Here is an 8,410-nt window from a genome sequence, read left to right as displayed (position 1 = left end):
CTATTTTCTCAAGATATTCTCCAAATTGCTACCGATCCAATTGCCGGATTTAGGAACGCCCTGGGCAATCTCCTCGGCGTGACCCTGGCAAACGGCACCCGGCTCGATTATCTCATCGATGGCCAAAATCGCCGTATCGGACGCAAAGTCAATGGGGTCCTGAAACAGGGTCTGCTTTACCAAAGCGACCTGAACCCCGTCGCCGAACTCGACGGCTCCGGCAACATGGTCACCCGCTTCGTCTACGGTTCCAGGGCCAGCGTTCTAGATTACTTAATTTCTTCAGCATGCTTCAATTCATATGTTCTGCGGCAAGCAACAAATCGAGGTTATGTCGGGCATCGCTGTTTCCCTGATCTGCGGCTTTGCGATACCACAGAATGGCCCGTTGTTTATGGATCAAGGTTCCCAAACCCTGGGTCAACAGGTACCCCAGAGAGGCTTGGGCAACTGCGGATCCCTGTTGGGCAAGGCGCAAAAACATGCGATAGGCGCGTTGCGTTTCCCCGGCGGCCAACAACTCCCGTGCCTCCTGCAATCGGGCTTCACGATCCCTGATCACAAAAAGATCCTGGGGATCTTCCAGACCAATCCGGGCATGAAAATCTTCCGGCGGTGTATTTGCGAAATATTTTTGCCGCAACCCTTCGGCCAGTTCGATATCGGTCAAATCGTCATAGTTGCCGGGATATCTGGCCCGGTAATCACTCAGGGAAACAAAGTGACCTTCGGGATTTTTTGGATCCAGGCCCAGTTGGCGAAAATAGCTTTCTCGCGACATGTGGGCATGGTAATAACGGCGATACAATCCGGTTGCCAGATTCCAATCGGTCACGTGTTCATAAAGACCGGGATATTGCTGACGGTATGCATCCAGGGGAATGACGGGCAGGCGGGAAAGATTTTTACCTGTCGATGAATCCGGGAGCGTTGGCGCAGGAGAGTTCTGTTGAATACTTTGGCCTGTCTGGATGCTCGGATCTGGTTGAATTCCCTGACCTGGCTGCACGCCCTGCCCCGGTTGAATTCCCTGACCTGGCTGCACGCCCTGTCCCGGTTGCATTCCCTGACCTGGCTGCACGCCCTGTCCCGGTTGCATTCCCTGACCTGGTTGCACGCCCTGCCCCGGTTGAATTCCCTGACCTGGCTGCATGCCCTGCCCCGGTTGAATTCCCTGACCTGGCTGCACGTCTTGCCCCGACAAATTGTTCAGTTCCGGTGATATATTTAAATAATTCGGAACACCCTGCCCGGGTAAAATACCCTGCATGGGCGCATGACTGCGACCTGGTGAATCGTTCCGGGAGAAAGACATCCTGGAGGATGAATGTGCCTGTTCTGGCTTGGCTGATGTATTCGCCTGTCCAGGCAGGGACGTGCGGGCCGGGTCCAGAAAACTGGCCATTTTATGCAGATCCATGCCCTGTGCGGATTGGGTTCCCATGGAATTGGCAAGCTGGCTCAAATCGAACTCTCCCGGTTTTGTTTCAACAGAACGGAACTGGGAGATGTCAATGGGTCCACTATGGGCGGGAAGTGCCGCGAGCATCTGAGCTGGATTCAGGGCCGGGCCATTTCCGGCGGGCGTTGCGCTCAATTGTGCGGCCATGCCCTGCATCAGTTTACCCATGGTGGCCGGATCCATCTGGCTCATGACTGTCGTGGCCACGGTTCCGATGACGGCTCCTGCCATCTTGCCCATGGGATTTAACGCATCAGACCCTCCAGGTGAGGAGGGAATGACAGGGGGCGGTTTTTCACCATCGTGGGTGGCCTTGTCAGCGGTTGTTGCGCCAACCGGGGCGACGGGTTTGCCCTGAGCGGCTGATGGCGTTGCTTTGTCGTATTTTACAAAAATCAATGACCCAGCCGTCAGACCAGCCAGAAGCAGCATGCCAAGGACGACCCGCAACAGAAATTTCGGGCTGAAATAACCTTTAGCCTTTAATTTGCGTACCAGAAAACCGACCCTGGCCCGGGATGCTGCCGCCAGCAAAGCCTTGATGGCCGGTAAAAGTTCTTCCTTGACATGGGTTGGATCATACCGGTCGGAAAGACGGATATGCACAGCCTGGCGGGCTGTCTTCAGCTTCAAATGGAGCGGAAAAATTTCTTCCAGGCTGGTGATTTCATCAAAATAAAAGCGCGTCACATCATATTTTTCCCCTGTTTGCACAATCGTCATGCAACAGAGGTCGGTGACTGCCAATATATTGTTATGGTTGGCGTGCGAATCTCCGGGCAAACCACTCCCCTGGGTTTCCAGGGAAAAGTGAAGCTTTTCATCCGCAAACAGGGCGGTGTTCCATGCTGGAAGTTTGATTTCATCCATGGACCTGTCACCGAACAGCGTCACACCACCGGCAGTTGTTGATTCCGTCTGGACTACGGAATGGGCAGGATGGTATCCCTGCTCCAGTTGCGATCATCTTTCTGGGGATGATTGGCATTAAAGTGGAGTCCACGACTTTCCCGGCGATGGATGGCGGAACGGATGATGAGGGATGCAACAACGGAAATATCTCGTAGTTCCAGAAGGTTACGTGTAATGCGGCAATTCCAGTAGTATTCGTTGATTTCCCGCAGGATCATTTCAATCCGCCGCCGTGCCCGGGCCAGGCGATGATCGGAACGCACAATGCCGACATAGTTCCACATGCAGCGCCGGATTTCATCCCAGTTGTGGGAGATGAGGATTTCCTCGTCACAGGTTCCGGTGTCATAGCTTTCCCACAACGGGAGCGACGGTGCCGGAATACGGGGTGTTTCCTGACGTTTGCGCAGAATATCCTGGTTGACGGCATCGGAAAAGACCAGGCATTCCAGCAGGGAGTTGGATGCCAATCGGTTGGCACCATGCAAACCGGTATGACTGACCTCACCGATGGCATAGAGATTTTCGATATCGGTTTGTCCACGCAGGTCGGTGACCACCCCGCCACATACATAATGGGCCGCTGGAACGACAGGAATGGGTTCCTCGCTGATCCGGATTCCCAGGGAAGCACACTTTTCCATGATGTTGGGAAAATGCTCCCTCAAAAAGTCTTCTCCCTTGTGGGTGATATCCAGGAAGACACAATCATCGCCGGTTCGTTTCATTTCAAAGTCGATGGCGCGGGCGACGATATCCCGGGGGGCCAGTTCTTTTTTGGGGTGGTGCAATTCCATGAAGGGTTCGCCATTTTGCCGGATCAGAATACCCCCTTCACCCCGTACTGCCTCGGAAATCAAGAACGACTTGGCCAGGGGGTGATACAGGCAGGTTGGGTGAAACTGGATGAACTCCATGTTGGCCACCCGGCAACCGGCGCGATAAGCCATGGCAATCCCCCCCCCGGTGGCTGTATCGGGGTTGGATGTATAGAGGTAGACCTTGCCGGCACCACCTGTGGCCAGGATTGTATAATCAGCCTGAAAGGTGTGAATGGCTCCGGTGGGAATTTCCAGTGCATGGCAACCATGACAATGATCCGCACGGTTGGGAATCATGCGGCCCATTTTGTGGTCCGTCAGGAGGTCGATGGCAATGTGGTGCGGCATGATGGTGATGCGGGGATGATCGGCGGCCCGCTCCAAAAGGGTTTTGATCACCGCCTGACCGGTGGCATCGGCAGAGTGAATCACGCGGCGCGCCGAATGTCCCCCCTCCCGGGTCAGGTGATACCCGTCTGGAGAACGGGTAAAAGGGACCCCCAGATCGATCAAATGTTGAATGGCCTTGGCACCATTCTTGACAACACACCGAACGGCATCGACATGACAAAGACCTGCTCCGGCTTCCAGCGTGTCCGTGACATGTGACTCGAGATTGTCATTGGGGGCCAGGACGGCAGCAATACCCCCCTGGGCATAAAAGCTGTTGGACTCGGAGGCTTCGCCCTTGGTCAGAATGATGACCTGGCCATGCTCCGCGAGATGCAGGGCCAGATCCAATCCGGCCACACCGCTGCCGATGATCAGATAGTCCGATTCGATCAGGCGTCTGGATACGGGTTTATTGTTTGCCATGTCCGATTTCCAATGCAAAAGAGGTAACGCATGATCTTTTTTAGCAGGGTGCAACCCCCAGGTCCAGTTCCTGCAAAGCATGGCTGACAAGGAGGGTGTTGCGTCGGGCCGGGTTCATGCTAGAATAAGGAACTATTTATGAGGGCATATGTCGAAGTTTGTAATGAGGGCAAACGGGTGAGTGACGCTGGTGAGTGAGGCGGACCAGATTCTTGTCGAGAAGGTAAAAAAAGGGGACAACAGAGCCTTCGAACTCCTTGTACGCAAGTATCAGGGGCGTATTGCATCGGTCATCTCCCGAACCGTCTCCGATCCTTCCCGGGTGCAGGATCTGACCCAGGAATCTTTTCTCAAGGCCTATCGTGCCCTGCCAACTTTTCGCGGTGAATCGGCATTTTACACATGGCTTTTCCGCATCGCTGTCAACACGGCCAAAAATTTTCTCATGCTCGCCGAGCGGGGCGTCCCCGTCAGCGACCTGGAGCTGGATGATGCCGACAGGATGGCACCACAATTGCGGGACTACAACACGCCGGAGTGCCAGGTTCTCCGGGAGGAACTCCTGGAAACCCTCGATGCCGCCATCCAGGCACTCCCGCTCGCCATGCGCCAGGCTGTTGAAATGCGCGATCTCCAGGACAAAAGCTACGAAGAAATTGCCCAGGTCATGGACTGTCCCATCGGCACGGTCCGTTCCCGCATCTTTCGCGGACGCCAGGAAATCATGGATAACGTGAAACAGTATATTGCCACCGGTACACGAGCCGTCCATATTTTGCCTGGTGATGCAGAAAAAAGTGAAAATTGTAAAGAAACCAAAGACTAGCAAAAACAGGTGCAGGTTGGTGAAGTTCATGAATCCTGATCTCCGCAACGCCAAAGGGTGGCATTCTCCGCTGGTCGGTGTCCATCCATATCGGGCCAGGCGGAATCAAACCAAGAGGGTGCAAGCATGCATTGCGATCACGAGTTGATATCGGCATACCTGGATGGAGAGTTGGATGAACTTCTCCTGGATTCCGTCACATCCCACCTGTTGGACTGCCAAGCGTGCTGTCATAAATTCAGTGATCTGGCCCGGGCGCGCGATGCCATTCAAAAAAAATGCCTCGTTCCCGATCCGGAAGGGGTGATCTCCTCGGTCATGGCAGCCATTGATGAAAATAAATACCACCACCCTTCCCAGGGAATGATCCGCTCCGCTTCTCTCCCCGTATGGACGATTAAAAATAATACGCTACAAAAATAGGAGAATGGCGTGAGAGTTGTGAGGAAATTGTCATGATGCGAGAAGAGGGACGGGTGATCAGTCTGGAAGGATCGGTGGCCATCGTCACCAGCGAACGAAAAAAATCCTGCGGGTCTTGCGCCAGCAAAGGCAGTTGCAGCACACTGACCCTGAGCAGTGGTCACGAAGAGACCCGAATACGCGCCAATAATCAGGCCGGAGCAAAGGTCGGTGATCGGGTGGTGGTCGAAATCCAGGAACGTCAGTTCCTCAGAGCCTCTTTCATGGTCTACATTGTCCCATTGCTGGTCATGATCCTGGTGGGTGCTGCGGTGCGCTCACTGTTGCTGGATCACGGTCTGGTTCGTGCTGCCGAAGGTTTTGGCGCTTTGGCCGGATTCGTGGGTCTTGGTGTCGCTTTTTTCCTGTTGCGTGGTTTCAACACCCGAATTGAAAACAGTGCCCGCTTTCTTCCCGTTATCTCGGATGTGGTGTCGGTTGGCACACATGCTTCCGTGCGACATTCCCTGGATTGAGGACATTCATGAAGAACAATGCCTGTCCACGTTTTCTGCCGGTGTTGTTGGCGACCTTGTTTGTTTTTGCTCCCGGCAGTGGCAGTTCGGCTCCACCCCTCGTCAGCCCGGATCTGGTACCCCTGGTCAAAAGCCTGAAACCCGTCGTGGTCAACATCAGTACGGCACAAGGCACCAATAATAAAAATGCCGATGAGGGGGATGACGAAGAGACCGACCCCTCGCGTCCCAACAATCCCAAGGGCTCGCCGCCTCCCGGCATGCGGGATTTTTCCTTCAAAGGGACCCCGTTCGAAGAGTTTTTCAAACGCTTTTTTGATCGCCTGCCCGATCAGGGTTTCAAGTCCCGCAGTCTCGGTTCCGGCGTGATCATCAACTCGACCGGCTTTATCCTGACGAATAATCATGTGGTTGAGAATGCTTCAGAAATTTTGGTGCGTCTTTCGAACGACGAAGAGTATACCGCCGAAGTGGTGGGCAAGGATGCCAAGACCGATCTGGCCCTGATTCGCATCAGGGCACCGCATCCTTTGCCGGAGGCGTCCCTGGGAGACTCTGAAAAATCCGAAGTCGGGTCCTGGGTCCTGGCCATCGGCAATCCCTTTGGACTGGAAGCCACAGTGACGGTTGGCATCATTTCTGCCAAAGGTCGGGTCATCGGCACAGGTCCCTACGACGACTTCATCCAGACCGATGCGGCCATCAACCCGGGCAATTCAGGCGGGCCTCTCTTCAATCTGGAAGGACAGGTCATCGGCATCAATACGGCCATTTTCTCCCGCTCCGGGGGCAACATGGGGATTGGTTTTGCCATTCCGGTCAACCTGGCCAAACAAATCGTCGATCAATTGAAATCCCATGGTCGTGTCACCCGTGGCTGGCTCGGTGTGCGCATCCAGACCATCACCCAGGATCTGGCCGATGCCCTGGGCCTGGACAAGCGGCATGGGGCGCTCGTGGCGAGTGTCGATCCAGGCGGTCCTGCCGACAAGGCCGGTTTGAAAGCCAGGGATGTCATTGTCTCCTTCGACAACCATCCCGTCGATCGCATGCATGAACTGCCCACCATTGTGGCCGCCGCCCCGGTTGGCAAAAAGGTGGACGTGGAGATTGTTCGCGATGGCAGCCGCAAAAAGCTCTCGGTCACCATTTCCGAAATGAAGGAAGAGACCGTTGTTTCGACCGCATCCCCGCATACGGACAAGGGTCCCCTGGGTCTGACAGTTTCGGCCATCACCCCGAAACTCCGGCAGGATCTCGATATTGCCGAGGATATGGAGGGCATTGTCATCACGGCTGTCAAACCCGGCAGCAGTGCCTATGCGGTGGGTTTGCGTCCCGGCGATGTCATCAGTGAAATCAACCGCAACAAAATTCACAATCTGAACGAGTACCAACGCCTGACCAAAGGCCTGAAAAAAGGCGATATGCTCCTGATTCTCGTCATGCGCGAAGGGGATCCGCGCTTTTTGGCCATGAAGGTCGATTAGCGAATTTTTTTCAGGCTGAAAAGGTGAAGCCGTACTCTCTGGCCCTGATGGTTGATGGGTGAGTTTGAGCCAATGGACATGGACAGGATAGCATCCGTGGACGCCGAGCAAATGCCCCCACCGTGGGAAGAGCGTCACCAGCGTTGGTTGGCCATGGGCCGGGAACGCCCTCCCGAGTGGTTGGCCGCTTATGTGGAGTCACCCGGGGCGCGTTGGGTGGTCAGCATCGAGGACGGTCCCGACAATGACCGCCGCCGCTTCACGACCTACCTGAATGATCCACAGGATTTGCCGCATTGGGCCTATGCCCTGGCCAAGGCTTATCTCGACGATGTCGGTGAGTGGCCCTTGTTCGGCATGCGGGCGGATGTCGCGTTGGCTGGATTATCCGACCATGGCGACATTCCCCGTGCCGTGCGCGAAATCCTGGCCGCCATTCACCCGGTCTGGCCCGATGTGATCGTCATCCACATCGGCGAAGAACATCGGGAATGAGTGAGTGCGCAGGTCAGTATGGTTCAAGGATCGACTTGAGATTTTTACGAATGCACAGTTGTTCTTCATCGGAAAGCATGTGGGTATGGATGAGCTTCCAGGAGACCAGCTCGTGGCTGGCACCGAACTTCGCACTCAAGTTATCTACAATATCTGAAAGATCTTTGTCCGACAGGGACGTATTGTTGGACATGGCTTCTTCCAGGGCGTGACGAGCCGCTTCTTCGGGCAGGATCAATTCTGCGGCGAAGGCGTTAGCGCGTGTTTCGGCGTCACGATTCGGAATTTCCCGTCCACCCAAAACATCGGCATCCTGATCGGCATCCATGAGCAAATGGGCCATTTCGTGGGCCAAAGTGAACCTGCGCCCGGTATCAATACCAGCACGCGCACCGTTGGTGTTGACGATTATTGTGGGTTTCAGTCCATATCCCCAAACGGCCACGGCATCAAGCTTTGCTTCTGATCTGAACTCGGTGACATCGACTCCCCATGCCGACAATATCGACTCCGGTTCTATCCGACCCTGACTGTTGCTTGCGATTCCTTTTTTTTTGCGCAACAGACGGGCCAGTTCCATACCCTGTTCACTTGGCCCATCTTCGCAGCTTTTCCCATTTTTCGAGCTGCTTTTGAGATGATTTCAAGCA

General features: G+C 54.8%; 8 protein-coding genes. 5 read left to right on the top strand and 3 right to left on the bottom strand.

Annotated elements, in window-relative coordinates:
• Positions 1-292: 292 nt before the first annotated feature.
• Complete coding sequence (locus tag HQL65_19325) at positions 293-2,332, bottom strand: hypothetical protein (GenBank protein ID MBF0138388.1); 2,040 nt, start codon at positions 2,330-2,332, stop codon at positions 293-295.
• A gap of 53 nt (positions 2,333-2,385) precedes the next feature.
• Positions 2,386-4,011, bottom strand: a complete 1,626-nt coding sequence (gene nadB, locus HQL65_19320) for an L-aspartate oxidase (protein MBF0138387.1) — start codon at positions 4,009-4,011, stop codon at positions 2,386-2,388.
• A gap of 190 nt (positions 4,012-4,201) precedes the next feature.
• Between nadB and rpoE the strand changes: the two genes are divergently transcribed.
• The 5 genes from rpoE to HQL65_19295 all read left to right on the top strand — a co-directional run bounded on the left by rpoE (position 4,202) and on the right by HQL65_19295 (position 7,760).
• Positions 4,202-4,837 carry an RNA polymerase sigma factor RpoE gene (rpoE, locus tag HQL65_19315; GenBank protein ID MBF0138386.1) on the top strand — a complete coding sequence of 212 codons (636 nt, stop codon included), beginning with the start codon at positions 4,202-4,204 and terminating at the stop codon, positions 4,835-4,837.
• Between the two features lie 126 nt (positions 4,838-4,963).
• A complete protein-coding gene (locus tag HQL65_19310) occupies positions 4,964-5,260 on the top strand; it encodes a zf-HC2 domain-containing protein (protein MBF0138385.1) in 297 nt (98 codons plus the stop codon).
• Positions 5,261-5,292: 32 nt separating this feature from the next.
• Positions 5,293-5,775, top strand: a complete 483-nt coding sequence (locus HQL65_19305) for a SoxR reducing system RseC family protein (GenBank protein MBF0138384.1) — start codon at positions 5,293-5,295, stop codon at positions 5,773-5,775.
• 8 nt (positions 5,776-5,783) lie between these two features.
• Positions 5,784-7,265 carry a DegQ family serine endoprotease gene (locus tag HQL65_19300; GenBank protein MBF0138383.1) on the top strand — a complete coding sequence of 494 codons (1,482 nt, stop codon included), beginning with the start codon at positions 5,784-5,786 and terminating at the stop codon, positions 7,263-7,265.
• A 96-nt stretch (positions 7,266-7,361) separates the two neighbouring features.
• Positions 7,362-7,760 (top strand): hypothetical protein, encoded by a 399-nt coding sequence (locus tag HQL65_19295; protein ID MBF0138382.1) that lies wholly within the window; start codon positions 7,362-7,364, stop codon positions 7,758-7,760.
• Between the two features lie 13 nt (positions 7,761-7,773).
• Here the strand turns inward: HQL65_19295 and HQL65_19290 are convergent, their stop codons facing one another.
• On the bottom strand, positions 7,774-8,340 hold the full coding sequence (locus tag HQL65_19290) for an ImmA/IrrE family metallo-endopeptidase (protein ID MBF0138381.1): 567 nt from the start codon (positions 8,338-8,340) through the stop codon (positions 7,774-7,776).
• Positions 8,341-8,410 lie beyond the last annotated feature (70 nt).

The sequence above is a fragment of the Magnetococcales bacterium genome (genome assembly GCA_015228935.1).
In the GTDB taxonomy this organism is placed as follows: domain Bacteria; phylum Pseudomonadota; class Magnetococcia; order Magnetococcales; family DC0425bin3; genus HA3dbin3.
This window is presented reverse-complemented; position numbering and strand designations above follow the sequence as displayed.

Coding starts and splice junctions, on each gene's coding strand:
- HQL65_19310 (MBF0138385.1), top strand. CDS start 4,964: ATGCATTGCGATCACGAGTTGATATCGGCATACCTGGATGGAGAGTTG.
- HQL65_19300 (MBF0138383.1), top strand. CDS start 5,784: ATGAAGAACAATGCCTGTCCACGTTTTCTGCCGGTGTTGTTGGCGACC.
- HQL65_19325 (MBF0138388.1), bottom strand. CDS start 2,332: ATGGATGAAATCAAACTTCCAGCATGGAACACCGCCCTGTTTGCGGAT.
- HQL65_19290 (MBF0138381.1), bottom strand. CDS start 8,340: ATGGAACTGGCCCGTCTGTTGCGCAAAAAAAAAGGAATCGCAAGCAAC.
- nadB (MBF0138387.1), bottom strand. CDS start 4,011: ATGGCAAACAATAAACCCGTATCCAGACGCCTGATCGAATCGGACTAT.
- HQL65_19305 (MBF0138384.1), top strand. CDS start 5,293: ATGATGCGAGAAGAGGGACGGGTGATCAGTCTGGAAGGATCGGTGGCC.